This is a genomic window from Microbacterium oleivorans NBRC 103075 (assembly GCF_001552475.1).
Taxonomy (GTDB): Bacteria; Actinomycetota; Actinomycetes; order Actinomycetales; family Microbacteriaceae; genus Microbacterium; species Microbacterium oleivorans.
Map to the genome: position 1 here is coordinate 482585 of NZ_BCRG01000001.1, position 12899 is coordinate 495483.

Genomic DNA, 12899 nt, shown 5'->3' on the forward strand with positions numbered 1-12899 from the left:
TGTGAGCATGCGCATCCTGCACACCTCCGACTGGCACATCGGGCGGACCTTCCACGGTCACTCCACGCTCGAGGCCCTCCGCGGTGTGCTCGATGAACTGATTGTGCAGGTGCGGGAGCACGAGGTCGACGTGGTGATCGTCGCGGGCGACGTCTTCGACTCCGCGACCCCCGCCGCGTCCTGCTACACGCTCCTCTCCGACACGCTCCGCGGCATCGCCGACACCGGCGCACGCGTCGTCGTCACGAGCGGCAACCACGACTCCGCGGCGCGGCTGGGCTTCCAGGCCGGGCTGCTGCGCGACGGCATCCACGTCCTGACCGACCCGGATGCCGTGGGCGCACCTCTCACGATCGACGACGCCCACGGGCCGGTCCACTTCTACGGCATCCCGTACCTCGAGCCCGCGCTCCTCCGGCACAAGTGGGAGGGCGTGCGGACGCAGGCCGCGGTCCTGGGCCGCGCGATGGACCTCGTCCGGAGTGACCTCGCCGCCCGCGGTGGCCGCTCGGTCGCGATCGCGCACTGCTTCGCGGCCGGCGTCGAGCCGACGCCGCACCTCGAGCGCGACATCCAGCAGGGCGGTCTCGACGTCGTGCCGCTCGCCACCTTCGCGGGCGTCGACTACACGGCGCTCGGGCACATCCACGGCCGGCAGACGCTCGCAGAGGGCGTGCGCTACGCCGGGGCTCCCCTCCACTACAGCTTCGGCGAGGGGGCGAAGCCGCGCGGGTCGTGGCTCGTCGACCTCGACGCCGACGGGCTCGCCGAGGTGCAGTGGCTCGATCTGCCGGTGCCGCGTCGGCTCGTGACCCTGCGCGGCCCGTTCGCGGACATCCTCGCCGATGAGGCGCTCGCCGTGAACGAAGACGCCTGGGTCTGCGTCGAGTACACCGACGCCCTTCCTGAGGCCGACCCGCTCCGGCGGCTGCAGCAGCGGTTCCCGTTCTGCGCGAAGGTCGTACATGCCCCCGCTGCGGTCCGCTCGGGGGAGCGGCGCAGTTACGTCGAGCGTGTCCGCGCGGCGCGGAGCGACCGCGAACTCGTCGAGGCGTTCCTCTCGCACGTGCGTGACGGGCAGGGGGCGACGGAGCGCGAGGGCGAGATCCTCGACGACCTCCTCGACGAGCGTGTTCGCCAGGAGGCGATGGCGTGAAGCTCCACCGTCTCGAACTGACCGGGTTCGGGCCGTTCCGCGAACGTCAGGTCGTCGACTTCGACGCGTTCGACGACGACGGACTGTTCCTCATCTCGGGGCGCACGGGCGCGGGCAAATCCAGCATCCTCGACGGGGTCAGCTTCGCGCTCTACGGCTCCGTTCCGCGCTACGAGGGCGGCGACCGTCGGCTGCGCAGCGACCACAGCTTCCTCACCGACCCGACCGAGGTTCGCCTGGAGTTCACGGTCGGCGACGTCCGCTGGCGCGTCACACGGTCACCCGAGTACGAGCGGCCCGCCAAGCGCGGCGGCGGTCTCACGCTCGAACCCGCTCGGGCGGAGCTGGAAGAGCAGGTCGACGGGGTCTGGATCGGTCGCGCAGCGAAGCAGCGCGAGGTCGGCATCGCCCTCGATGAGATCCTGGGACTCAGCGCTGCGCAGTTCCAACAGGTGATCCTGCTCGCACAGAACAAGTTCTCGCGGTTCCTCCTCGCGGGCAACGCCGAGCGACAGCAGCTCCTCCGGACCCTCTTCGGGACGCGCCGTTTCGAGCAGTACGAAGAAGCCCTCGAGCAGCGCCGGCGCGAGGCGCAGAAGCGGCTCGATGAGAAGGGTTCCCGAGTGCGGACCCTGCTCGAGGTCGCCGAGCGTGACATCGAAACGCACGGCCTCGCCGGTGAAGACGCCGATGTCGCCGACGCCGACGTGGCCGCGCGGGCCGCCGCCGTCGACCGTGCCGTCGTGCGCGCCGACTACCGGGTCGAATCTCGCGGGCACGAGCGTGACGCCGCCGTCGCGCGAGCGGATGCCGCCGCGGCAGCTCTGCAGCGTCTCACCGACCTCGCCAAACAGCTCGCGGAGCTCGATGCTGCCCGACGCGACCTCGACCGGCTCGACTCGCTCGCCGATTCGATCGCGGCCGATCGCGCCCGCCTCGAGGCCGCCCGGTCTGCGGAGGTCCTCCGCATTCCGGTCGAGAGCGCCGCGCGGGCGGTCGACCGCCACTCCGACGCGGCAGCCGTCCTCGACGCCGCCCTCGCCGACTGGCGAGCCGGCGGCGGTGTCGACGACGACGAGTTCGACGCGATCGTCGAGGCGCTGACGGCGGAGATCGCTCGCGCCCGTGCCGCCGCCGAGGCGGAGAAGGATGCCGCTGCCCTCACCCGTGCGCAGGGCTTGCGTAGAGGCACGCTCGAGGAGCTCGACACCGCACGCGCCGAGATCGAGCGCACCCGAGCCGCCGTCCCGGCGCGACGAGACGCGCTGACGGCTGAGCTCGCGACCGCGCGTGAGATTGCCGCCCGCCGGGACGTCCTGGTCGCCGAGCGCGACAGTCTGACGGTCCAGCGGGATGCCGCTCAGAAGCTCGCCCGCATCGCCCCCGAGGCGGCGGACGCCGACGAGGCGTACGTCACCGCGAGCGCGGCCTCGGCCGAGGCATCCACCGCCGTCGCCGACCTGCTGCGACGGCGACTCCGCGGGCACGCCGCGGAACTGGCGGCAGATCTCGTCGAGGGTGAGCCGTGCGCGGTCTGCGGGGCGATCGAACACCCGTCACCGGCGACCAGTGACGAACGTCCCGTCACCGACGACGACCTCGCGGCGGCCGAGCGCGCCCGCGATGACGCGGCCCGACGCGAGCAGGACGCGGCCAAGACGGCGACCGCTGCTCGGGAGCATCTCTCCGCGGCGACCGCCGCTTCGGGGGGAATAGCGCCGGAGGAGCTTGCGGACCGCCTGACCGAGACCGAGACGCGCCTCGTCGCCGCCGAGAAGGCGGCTCGGCGAGTGGCCGAACTCACCGACGAGCTCGTCGGCATCGAGCGCCTCGACACGGACGCCCGAGCAGAGTCCGAGGCGCTCGGGGCGCGTATCGCCACGACCCGCGAGGAGATCGCGGCCGCCGACGCCACCCTGGCCGCTCGTCAGACGGAGATCGACGCCGCGCGCGGCGACCACCCGAACGTGGCCGCTCGCATCACCGCCGACATCGAGCGTCGCACGCTCGCGCAGCGGGTCGTGGCCGCCCGCCGCGACGCCGCCGAACGCGCTCGGGTGCGTGACGAGACGGTGATCGACCGGGACGCTCGGGTGGAGGCGTCTGTCTTCGCCTCGGCCGACGAGGTGCTGGCGGCACTGCTCCCCGACGCCGAACGCACCGCGCTCGCCGCTCGCATCGACGAGCACACCGCCGCCGTGACTGCCGCGCAGGCCCGCCGGCTCGACCTCGAGCTCGCGACCATCGGCGAGGAGGTCGACGACGTCGCCCTCGAGGCCGCGCGGGGCGCCGCCGATGCTGCCGCCGCCGAGCGTTCCACGGCGATCGCGTCCGCCGCGGACGCCGTGAGTGCCGCCGCGAGCCTCCACGAGCTGGCCGCGAGCATCCACGCCGCTGCCGACGCCGTGACGGGGGAGGCAGCGGATGCCGCCGTCGTCACCCGGCTCGCCGACACCGTCGCGGGGCGCGCTCCCAACACGATGAAGATGGATCTCGAGACGTTCGTGCTCGCCGCGGAGCTCGAGGAGATCGTGGCCGCCGCGAACCTTCGACTGTCCGAGATGTCGTCGGGGCGCTACACGCTCCACCACTCCGACGCGCGGCAGGCCCGAGGCGCCGCATCCGGTCTGTCGATCGAGGTTCAGGATGCGCACACCGGCCGGCTCCGCTCGCCGCAGTCGCTCTCGGGCGGAGAGACGTTCCTCGCCTCCCTCGCCCTCGCCCTCGGGCTCGCCGAGGTCGTCACGTCCCGCGCGGGCGGCATCCGACTCGACACCCTGTTCATCGACGAGGGTTTCGGATCGCTCGACCCGGAGACCCTGGAACTCGCGATGCGCACGCTCGACGAGCTGCGCGCCGGCGGACGGGTCGTGGGCGTCATCAGCCACGTCGAGGCCATGAAGGAGCAGATCCCCGCGCAGCTGATCGTCGAAGCGACCCCCGAAGGACCCAGCATCGTCCGCTAGGCAGTCGGCCTCGATTGAGCCCCGTAGGCTGAGGGCATGAAAAAGGGCACGATCTGGACCATTCTCGGCGTCGTCATCGCCGTCGTCATCGCATGGATCGTCGTGGACATCGCGCTCAAGGCGGTCTTCCTCATCGGGAAGCTCCTGCTCGTCGCCGTCGTCGCGCTGATCGTCTTCTTCATCCTTCGGTCACTGTTCAGCCGCCGCGACGCCTGACCCTGGGGCCCGTGAACGGGAGGCGGATCAGACGCCGTAGAGCTCGGTGATCCGCTCACGCAGTTGCGCGCTGCAGATCGCGACGGCGTCACGCCAGTCGGTGATCGCGTCGTCCTGCGCGTTGTCCGAGACGGCCTTCAGGATGCGGATCGGCACCCCGAACTGCTGCGCCACCCAGATGTAGGCATATGCCTCCATATCGACGAGCGTGCCGCCGAGCGCGCGGATCGCCTCGACCGTGTCGGCGTCGTCCACGAAGTGGTCGCCCGTCGCGATGGTCGTGCCCTCGCGGCCCGCGATCGACACCGTGGTCGGCAGCGACACGTGCTGGCCGGCGATCCCATCGACGTCCGACACATCGTGCTGCAGGGCGGTGGTCACCTCGTGCACACCGACCGTCGCGGCATCCACAGAACCGGCCGTGCCGACGACGACGATCTCGTCATAGGTTCCGCGGTCGAGCGCGCGCGTCAACGCGTACGTCGCCTGCAGCTTTCCCGGGCCTGTGACGAGCCGATCGAAGCCGGGGAGCTCTTCGGGAAAGGCGACCAGTTCGGATTCAAGGGCGGCGACGAGGAGCTTCACCGAACCATCATCCCACCCGTCGGTCAGGCGCCCTCGCCGGGGAAGGTCGCATCGAGCTCGGCGAGCCAGGCCGTCGCGTTGCCGTCGGACGGTGCGCGCCAGTCGCCGCGCGGCGACAATGATCCGGCGGGGGAGACCTTCGGCGCGTTCGGGACGGCGCTGCGCTTGAACTGCGCGAACCCGAAGTAGCGCTTCAGGAAGACCCGGAGCCACCGAACGATCGTCGCCCGGTCGTAAGCGAACCGCTCGTCGACGGGGAAGCCTGCGGGCCACGCCCCGGCATCCGCGTCGGCCCACGCGTGCTCGGCGAGGTATGCGATCTTCGACGGACGGAAGCCGTAGCGGAGCACGTGGAAGAGCGTGAAGTCGTGCAGCGCGTACGGCCCGATCGTGCTCTCGGTGGACTGCACCTTGCCGTCCTGACCGGCCGGGACGAGCTCGGGACTGATCTCGGTGTCGAGGACGGCCTGCAGCACCTCCTTCGCACGATCCGTGAGGGTCGCACCGGATTGGTCGCTGTTCGCGATGACCCAGCGGATGAGGTGCTGGATGAGGGTCTTCGGCACGCCGGCGTTGACGCCGTAGTGCGCCATGTGGTCGCCGACGCCGTACGTCGCCCACCCGAGCGCGAGCTCGGACAGGTCGGACGTGCCGATCACGATCCCGCCGCGCTGGTTGGCGAGGCGGAAGAGGAAGTCGGTCCTGGCGCCGGCCTGCACGTTCTCGAACGTCACGTCGTAGACGGGCTCGCCCTGCGCGAACGGATGCCCGAGCCCGGCCAGCAGCTCCGTCGCCATCGGGCGGATGTCGATCGTCTCGATGGTCGCACCGATCGCCTCGGCGAGGGCGATCGCGTTCGACTTCGTGTGCTCGCCGGTCGCGAAGCCGGGCATCGTGAAGGCGAGGATGTCGCTGCGCGGGCGGCCCATGCGATCCATGGCGCGCGCCACGACGAGGAGAGCGTGGGTCGAATCGAGGCCGCCGGAGACACCGATCACAGGCTTCGGCTGACCGATCGCGCGGAGGCGCTGCTCGAGGCCGGACACCTGGATGTTGAACGCCTCGTAGCAGTCGAGATCGAGGCGAGCGGGGTCGTCCGGGACGAAGGGGAACCGATCGAGCGGGCGCCGGAGCCCGGTGACGGATGCCGCCGGTGCCGCCTCGAACGGGATCCGGCGCACCACGGCGCCGGTGGTCCGCAGGTTGTCGTCGAACGTGCCTTGGCGCAGGCGGTCCTGGCGGAGCCGGTCGAGGTCGACGTCGGCGATCGCGTGCCGCGGCCCGTCGGGGAAGCGCTCGGTCTCGGCGAGCAGCATCCCGTTCTCGTAGATCATCGTCTGGCCGTCCCACGAGACATCGTTCGTGGACTCGCCCTGACCTGCGGCGGCGTAGACGTACGCGGCGAGGCAGCGGAACGACTGCGACTGGACGAGCGTCCGACGGTCGTCGGCCCGGGCGATCGTGATGGGGCTCCCCGAGAGGTTGACGAGCACGGTCGCTCCTGCGAGAGCCGCGTGGGACGACGGTGGCACCGGCACCCAGAAGTCCTCGCAGATCTCAGCGTGGACGACGAGGCCCGGCACATCCGTCGCCTCGAAGAGCAGGTCGGTGCCGACGGGCACCTCGCTGCCTGCGAGCGTCATCGCCGCGGGAGCCGCGTCGCCGCGGGCATACCAGCGCGACTCGTAGAACTCGCGGTAGGTGGGTAGGTGCGACTTGGGTGCGACGCCGAGCACACGGCCGCGGTGGATCACGACGGCGCAGTTGTAGAGCCGGCTCCGGATCCGCAGCGGCGCGCCGACGATGAGGACGGGGGAGAGGTCGACGGATGCCGCGACCAGCCGATCGATCGCGACGAGGACCGCGTCGAGCACGACGTCCTGCATGACGAGGTCCTCGATCGCGTAGCCCGAGAGACAGAGCTCCGGGAACACGGCGACGGCGACGCCCTCGTCGTGGCACTCGCGGGCGCTCCGCAGGACCGTCTCGGCGTTGGTCGCGGGGTCCGCGATCGCGACCGGCACCGTGCACGCGGCGATGCGCGCGAAACCATGCCGGTAGGGGTTCTCGTAGGGCAGGTCCTGGGTCACGGCTCCAGTCTGTCAGGTGGCCGCCCGCGGGAGGCAGTGTCCGAGGCGGTGGTTAGGGTCGAAGGCGAGAGGGGATCATGCGATACATCGAAGACGCCGGCCGGATCGTCTGGAGCGCGAGCGACCTGAAAGCCGCAGCCGAGTGCGAGTTCGCCTGGCTGCGCGCGATCGACGCGAAGCTCGGCCGGATCGCGGCGGTCGAAGACCCCGAAGACCTCACCCTCGAGCGCGCGGGCCGGCTCGGCACGCAGCACGAACGGCGGGTGTACGAGGCGTACCGCGACGCGCATCCGGGTGCGGTCGTCGAGATCCCCGAAACGCGATCGTCGGATGCCGCGGGCCTCGCCGCCGCGGTCGCCGCCACCGACGCGGCTCTGGCCGACCCCGACGTCCACGTGGTCTACCAGGCGGCGTTCGCCACCGACGAGTTCGTCGGATTCGCCGACTTCCTCGTGCGCGGGGCCGACGGCCGGTGGATCGTGCAGGACACCAAGCTGGCCCGTCACGCCCGTGTCACCGCTCTCATGCAGCTCGCGGCATACGTGGATCAACTCGACCGCCTCGGCGTTCCGCGTTCCGACGAGGTGCAGCTGCTGCTCGGCGACGCTACCGTGTCGACGCATGCCGTGCGAGATCTCATGCCCGTGTTCTCGCTCCGACGCGAGCGCCTCCGCTCACTCATCGCCGACCGCGACGTCGCTTCCGGCGCAGCGGGTCAGCCGATCCCGTGGGGCGACGACCGGGGCGATCTCCGGGTAATCGCCTGCGGCCGGTGCGCGACGTGCGACCTCGAGGTCGTCGCCCAGCGGGACCTGCTGCTCGTCGCCGGGATGCGTCCCGTGCAGCGCGACCGCCTCCGGGCGGCGGGTGTCACCACGATCGACGAGCTCGCGGCATCCCGCGAGGCACCGCCACGGATGTCGTGGGACACCTTCTCCGGGCTCCGCACGCAGGCGCGGCTGCAGCTCGAGAGCCCTGCCGGGGGCGTCGACGACGCGCCGCAGGGACCCGGGCCGGCCGTTCCCACGTTCGACGTGGTCTTTCCGAAGGCGCTCGGCGGGCTGCCGCGCCCCGACCACGGCGACCTCTTCTTCGACTTCGAGGGCGATCCGTTGTACACCGAGGGTGCCGCTGTGCAGTGGGGGATCGACTACCTGTTCGGGTGGGTCGACGAGACCGAGCAGTACTCCGCGCTGTGGGCGCACTCCTTCGCCGACGAGAAGCGAGCCCTCGAGGAGTTCCTCGAGTTCGTCGCGCTCCGCCGGCGGACACACCCGGGGCTGCACATCTACCATTACGCCCCCTACGAGCCGACCCACCTGCTCGCCATGGCGGCGCGGCACGGCGTGGGAGAGGCCGCCGTCGACCGGCTCCTGCGCGACGGGGTCTTCGTCGACCTGTACCCGATCGTCCGTCGCGCACTCCGGGTGGGCTCCCGGTCGTACTCGATCAAGAAGCTCGAGCCGCTCTACATGGGCGACGAGGTGCGCACGAGCGACGTGCAGCGCGGGGACGACTCGATCGTCCGTTACGTCGAGGCCCGCACGCTGCAGGATGCCGGTGACGCGGCCGCTGCCCGGATCATCCTCGACGACCTCGCCGACTACAACCGCTATGACTGCGTCTCGACGCGACGCCTCCGCGACTGGCTCGTCGACCGCGCTCGTGAAGCGAATCTCGTGCCGTCGCGGGAGCCCGATGCCGGGGAGGCCGTCTACGAGCCGTCGCCCCGCGCGGAGGCGCTCGCGCGCTTCGCCGCGGACTCCGAGGACGAGTCCGTCGCACAGGCGCTCCGACTCGGAGCGGCGGCCATCGACTACTACCCGCGCGAGGCGAAGACGTTCTGGGCCACGCACTTCCTCCGCCTCCGGGAACCCGTCTCGGTTTGGGAGGACACGCGCGACGTCGTCGTGGTCGACAGGGACCGTTGCCGCGTCCTCACGGACTGGCACCGCCCGGAGGGTCTCACGGCCGTCCGGCGCGTCCTCGAGATAAGAGGTGAGTTCGCACCCGGCACACGGATGACGGTCGGGCAGAGCCCGTACGCGGTCTACGAGCTTCCCGCGCCGTTCCCGATCGAGACGAGCCCGCGGTGGATCCACGCCGCGCGATCGATCTCCGTGGTCGACGTCCTCGACGACGGCGTCGTGATCGAGGAGAACGCGTACCAGGGCTTCACGTGGCAGGAGCTTCCCGTCGCCCTCACCCCGCCGTCGCCTCCGCGGGCCGGCAGTCAGCAGGCGGCGATCGACGAGTGGGCGGATGCCGTCCTCGCAGCCGCCCCGGCGCTTCCGACCGACCCGGCGACGGACCTGCTCCTTCGCCGCCCACCGCGTCGCGAGACCCCGTTGCCGCGCACCGGTGACGACGTCGCCGACATCTCGGCGGCGCTCGCCGGCGTGACCGACGGCTACCTCGCGGTGCAGGGCCCTCCCGGCACCGGCAAGACCTACGTCGGGTCGCACGTCGTGGCGCGGCTCGTCCGTGAGCGTGGGTTCCGAGTGGGAGTCGTCGCCCAGTCGCACAACGTCGTCGAGCACATGCTCGAGCGCATCGTCGAGGCGGGACTGGATGCCGCGCAGGTCGCGAAGGCGCCCAAGGGGCCGGCCACCGGCCTGGAGAGCTACACCGTCATCGCCAAGAACCAGCTGGCTGCCTACATCGAGGCGCAGCCGGCGGGCTTCGTCGTCGGCGGCACCGCGTGGGATCTCACCCACTCAGGTCGAGTCGCCCGCCGCTCGCTCGACCTCCTCGTGATCGACGAGGCCGGGCAGTTCTCGCTCGCCTCGACGATCGCCGTGTCGGTCGCCGCACAGCGACTCCTCCTCCTCGGCGACCCGCAGCAGCTGCCGCAGGTGAGTCAGGGCACCCACCCCGAGCCGGTCGACACGTCGGCGCTCGGCTGGGTGATGGACGATCACGCGGTGATCCCCGCCGACCGGGGCTACTTCCTCGCGCGCACGCGACGGATGCGACCCGAGGTCGCCGAGCCCGTGTCTCAGCTCGCGTACGAAGGAAAGCTCGAGGCACATCCCGACACGGCGCTCCGCCGGCTCGAGGGCGTTCCGGCGGGAGTCATCCCGGTTCCCCTCACGCACACACGCAACGCGACGCAGTCGCCGGAGGAGGCCGACGAGGTTGTTCGTATCGTCCGCGATCTCGAGGGCACGCCGTGGGTCGACGGCGACACCCGCCCGCTCGAGGCGACGGACATCATCGTCGTCACGCCGTACAACGCGCAGCAGGTGATCGTCGAGGAAGCCCTCGTCGCAGCGGGCTTCGCCGGCGTACGCGTGGGAACGGTCGACCGTTTTCAAGGCCAGGAGGCGGCTGTCGTGATCGTCTCGCTCGCGGCCTCGTCCGGGCGCGATGCGCCTCGCGGTCTCGAGTTCCTGCTGCTGCAGAACCGCATCAACGTCGCGGTCTCGCGCGCGATGCACACGGCGTACGTCGTCTACAGCACCGGACTGCTCGACGATCTGCCACGCACGCCGGACGGCGTGGCCCGACTCAGCGCGTTCGCGCGCCTCGTCGGGGTCGACGGCGCCCTGTCACCGGTGTCATCGGCAACGGGTCAAACGGTGCCGTCTCAGACCGTCCCGACTCAGACCGTCCCGTAGAGCCGGTCGCCCGCGTCGCCGAGGCCGGGCACGATGTAGCCCTTCTCGTTGAGGCGTTCGTCGAGCGCCCCGAGGACGAGGGTGACATCGCGGTCGCCGACCTGCTTCTCGATCGCGGCGACGCCTTCGGGTGCCGCGAGGATGCAGACCGCGGTGACATCTTGCGCGCCGCGCGCGAACAGGAAGTCGATCGCCGCGCCGAGCGAGCCACCGGTGGCCAGCATCGGGTCGAGCACGAAGCACTGGCGGTCGCTGAGGTCGTCGGGCAGACGTTCGGCGTACGTGTACGGCTCGAAGGTCTCCTCGTTCCGCGCCATACCGAGGAAGCCGACCTCGGCGGTCGGGAGGAGCGTCGTCATGCCCTCGAGCATGCCGAGTCCGGCGCGGAGGATCGGGACGACCAGCGGCCGCGGCTCGCTGATCTTCAGGCCCGTGGTCCGCGTGACGGGTGTGTCGATCTCGATCTCCTCGACGCGGACGCCGCGAGTGGCCTCGTACGCGAGAAGCGTGATGAGCTCCTCGGTCAGCTGGCGGAAGACCGGCGATGTCGTGCGCTTGTCGCGCAGCACCGTGAGCTTGTGGGTGATGAGGGGGTGGTCGGCGACATGCACACGCATGTGCCCAGGGTACCGGGGCTACGCTGACCTCGTGAGCCTGCCCGTCCCCGCCGCCGACGATGCGGCGATGACCCGGGCCCTCGACCTCGCCGCCGCAGCCCCACGGCACGGCGATGTCCCGGTCGGTGCCGTCGTCACCCGGGAGGGCCGCGTCGTCGGCGAGGGGAGCAATCTCCGCGAGCGCGACGGCGATCCGCTCGCGCACGCCGAGATCGTGGCGCTGCGAGCCGCGGCATCCGCTCTGGGTTCATGGAACCTCGAGGACTGCACTCTCGTCGTCACCCTCGAGCCCTGCGTCATGTGCGCCGGCGCGATCCTGCAGACGCGCATCGGTCGCGTGGTGTTCGGCGCCTGGGATGAGAAGGCAGGCGCTGCCGGCTCGATCCACGACCTGCTCCGCGACCGACGGATGCCGCACCGCGCCGAAGTCCTCGGCGGCGTCCGCGCCGAGGAGTCGGCCGCCCTGCTGCGCGACTTCTTCGGTCAGAAGCGCTGAGCGTCAGTCCGACGAGCTGAGGATGATCGCCTCGGTCGGAGGGGCGGGGGATGCCGGCGAGCCGATGTACCCGGTCAACTCGAGCAGCGCGCGGCGGAAGACCGCGGGCCGCTCGAGGTGGGGCGTGTGGCCGACGCCGGGGAGCGCGAGCTCCGTGGCGGTACCCCCGGCATCCGTGTAGCGGCGGAGCACCTCGCGGGTCTGCGACACCATCGGCTGGGCGGGGGCGACGTCGGCGCCCGGCCAGTCCGGAAGGATGCCGAGCGCGCCGAGGTGGTTCGGGTCGGAGAACGACGTATCGGAGACGAGCAGGTCGAGGACTCCGCGCATCCAGAGGATCGTCGGCTTCTCCGCGAGATCGACGATCCCGGAGACGTCGAAGTTCGACGGTGCGAGTGCGTTGAGGATGCCGAAGCGGCCGGGTGCGTATCCGGGCCAGTGCGGGCTCGTCACCGCTTCGCCCGGGTAGTTGCCGGTCGCGGTCGAAGTGGAGAGCATCGCCTCCACCCACATGTCCTCGTGCTCCGTCGTGAAGTCCTCGGCGACGAACGATGCGCGAAAGACGCTCCGAGGCGACGTGGGTGATTCGGCATCGGCCTCGCGCGCCGTCAGTCGCCTCACGAACTCCGCGTTCGCCATTCCTCCACCGCAACCGGCGTCGTCGTCCGTCAGCCGCGTTCCGTCGAGTCGCGTGCCGCCGACGCCGTAGGGCGAGACCGGGGACTCGAGCAGGATTGTCTGCACGGGGTGATCGAGCGCGAACTGCAGAGCGACCGCGCCGCCCAGGTCCCAGCCGACGAGGTGAGGCGCCTGGATGTCGATAAGGGCGAGCGTGGCGGCGACGTCCTCACTCAGATCGCGGACGCCACGACGCGCGTCGACGGGCATGTGCTCTGTGCCGCCGAATCCGCGGAGATCGATCGCGACGACCCGGAACTCCGCGGGAAGGTCCTGCATGAGTTCCTGCCAGACGAGCGCCGACGACAGTGCTCCGTGGAGCAGCACGACGGTGCGGTCGGGAGCCGCGGCCGGGTCGTCGCCCGCGCGCTCGAGGATGTTCACGCTCAGGCGATCGGTGTCGATGATGCGGGACGTGATTCCGTCGAGGAGTGCCATGAGCCGATGATAGGCCGGGCTCCTGCGTCGCGCCGAG

The 12899-nt window shown here is 71.1% G+C and carries 9 protein-coding genes; 5 read left to right on the plus strand and 4 right to left on the minus strand.

The genetic code is table 11. The features are described from left to right. Positions 1-7: 7 nt before the first annotated feature. Genes MO1_RS02225 through MO1_RS02235 form a run of 3 tightly spaced genes read left to right on the plus strand, consistent with a single transcriptional unit; the run spans position 8 to position 4338 of the window. On the plus strand, positions 8-1156 hold the full coding sequence (locus MO1_RS02225; protein WP_060915145.1) for an exonuclease SbcCD subunit D: 1149 nt from the start codon (positions 8-10) through the stop codon (positions 1154-1156). After that, the gene (locus tag MO1_RS02230) at positions 1153-4122 is read left to right on the plus strand and encodes an AAA family ATPase (RefSeq protein ID WP_060915104.1); all 2970 of its coding nucleotides are present in this window, start codon (positions 1153-1155) and stop codon (positions 4120-4122) included. Before MO1_RS02225 ends, MO1_RS02230 begins: the two co-directional genes overlap by 4 nt. A 36-nt stretch (positions 4123-4158) precedes the next feature. Then, positions 4159-4338, plus strand: coding sequence for a hypothetical protein (locus tag MO1_RS02235; protein WP_036310235.1), 180 nt, complete (start codon positions 4159-4161; stop codon positions 4336-4338). A 27-nt stretch (positions 4339-4365) separates the two neighbouring features. Here MO1_RS02235 and MO1_RS02240 read toward each other — a convergent pair whose 3' ends face one another. Together MO1_RS02240 and MO1_RS02245 are read right to left on the minus strand one after the other, a co-directional pair. Further along, positions 4366-4923, minus strand: coding sequence for a nucleosidase (locus MO1_RS02240; RefSeq protein WP_036310234.1), 558 nt, complete (start codon positions 4921-4923; stop codon positions 4366-4368). 23 nt (positions 4924-4946) lie between these two features. Further along, complete coding sequence (locus MO1_RS02245) at positions 4947-7013, minus strand: NAD(+) synthase (protein WP_036310233.1); 2067 nt, start codon at positions 7011-7013, stop codon at positions 4947-4949. Positions 7014-7090: 77 nt separating this feature from the next. Between MO1_RS02245 and MO1_RS02250 the strand changes: the two genes are divergently transcribed. Further along, positions 7091-10633, plus strand: coding sequence for a TM0106 family RecB-like putative nuclease (locus tag MO1_RS02250; RefSeq protein ID WP_060915105.1), 3543 nt, complete (start codon positions 7091-7093; stop codon positions 10631-10633). Here the strand turns inward: MO1_RS02250 and upp are convergent. Then, a complete protein-coding gene (gene upp, locus MO1_RS02255) occupies positions 10618-11250 on the minus strand; it encodes a uracil phosphoribosyltransferase (protein WP_036310231.1) in 633 nt (210 codons plus the stop codon). The genes MO1_RS02250 and upp overlap by 16 nt on opposite strands. Before the next feature lie 67 nt (positions 11251-11317). On the opposite strand from upp, the gene tadA reads away from it, so the two are divergent. Continuing rightward, positions 11318-11746, plus strand: coding sequence for a tRNA adenosine(34) deaminase TadA (tadA, locus tag MO1_RS02260; RefSeq protein WP_036310709.1), 429 nt, complete (start codon positions 11318-11320; stop codon positions 11744-11746). Between the two features lie 3 nt (positions 11747-11749). Here tadA and MO1_RS02265 read toward each other — a convergent pair whose 3' ends face one another. After that, the gene (locus MO1_RS02265; protein WP_060915106.1) at positions 11750-12862 is read right to left on the minus strand and encodes an alpha/beta fold hydrolase; all 1113 of its coding nucleotides are present in this window, start codon (positions 12860-12862) and stop codon (positions 11750-11752) included. Positions 12863-12899 lie beyond the last annotated feature (37 nt).